General features: G+C 51.6%; 1 protein-coding gene. It reads left to right on the plus strand.

Annotation, left to right across the window (positions count from 1 at the left end; translation table 11 throughout):
- Positions 1-68: 68 nt before the first annotated feature.
- Positions 69-1,216 (plus strand): IS3 family transposase gene (locus CKK19_RS24815; RefSeq protein ID WP_088581786.1). Its coding sequence is split into 2 segments (ribosomal slippage): positions 69-306 and positions 306-1,216, totalling 1,149 coding nucleotides; the frame shifts between segments, so codons are not numbered across the junction.
- Positions 1,217-1,236 lie beyond the last annotated feature (20 nt).

Here is a 1,236-nt window from a genome sequence, read left to right on the forward strand (position 1 = left end):
GTGTCTGAATCGCCACGGGTTTAACAGACACCTCAGAGTCATTTAAGATGGCTTAAAGAGAGGTGCCCATGAGCGGTAAGCGTTATCCCGAAGAGTTTAAAACTGAAGCAGTCAAACAGGTTGTTGATCGCGGTTATTCTGTTGCCAGCGTTGCAACACGTCTCGATATCACCACCCACAGCCTTTACGCCTGGATAAAGAAGTACGGTCCGGATTCTTCCGCTAATAAAGAACAGTCAGATGCTCAGGCCGAGATCCGCCGTCTCCAGAAAGAGCTGAAGCGGGTTACCGACGAACGGGACATATTAAAAAAAGCCGCGGCGTACTTCGCAAAGCTGTCCGACTGAGGTACGCCTTTATCCGTGACAACACCTGTTGCTGGCCTGTTCGCCTGCTCTGTCGGGTGCTGGATGTTCATCCCAGTGGTTTTTACGCCTGGCTTCAGCAGCCGCATTCACAACGCCATCAGGCAGACCTGAGACTGACAGGACAGATTAAACAGTTCTGGCTGGAATCGGGATGCGTCTATGGTTATCGCAAAATCCATCTGGATCTGCGGGACAGCGGGCAACAGTGCGGAGTGAACAGAGTCTGGCGACTGATGAAACGTGTCGGGATAAAGGCTCAGGTCGGATACCGGAGCCCGCGGGCACGTAAAGGCGAGGCCAGTATCGTGTCGCCCAACAGGCTCCAGCGACAGTTCAATCCGGATGCTCCGGATAAGCGTTGGGTAACGGACATAACCTACATCAGGACCCACGAAGGCTGGCTGTATCTTGCCGTGGTTGTTGATCTGTTCTCACGCAAAATTATCGGCTGGTCCATGCAATCCCGGATGACAAAGGACATTGTCCTGAACGCACTGCTGATGGCTGTATGGCGCCGTAATCCCCAAAAACAGGTGCTGGTTCATTCGGATCAGGGCAGTCAGTACACAAGCCATGAGTGGCAGTCGTTCCTGAAATCACACGGCCTGGAGGGCAGCATGAGCCGTCGCGGTAACTGCCATGATAATGCGGTTGCAGAAAGCTTTTTCCAGTTGTTGAAACGCGAACGGATAAAGAAAAAGAGCTACGGAACGCGGGAAGAAGCCCGCAGCGATATTTTTGATTACATCGAAATGTTTTATAACAGTAAGCGTCGGCATGGTTCCAGCGATCAGATGTCACCGACAGAATATGAAAACCAGTATTATCAACGGCTAGGAAGTGTCTAGATTATCCGTGGCGATTCAGT

The organism is Enterobacter sp. CCUG 70166 (assembly GCF_020224095.1).
Taxonomy (GTDB): Bacteria; Pseudomonadota; Gammaproteobacteria; order Enterobacterales; family Enterobacteriaceae; genus Enterobacter; species Enterobacter intestinihominis.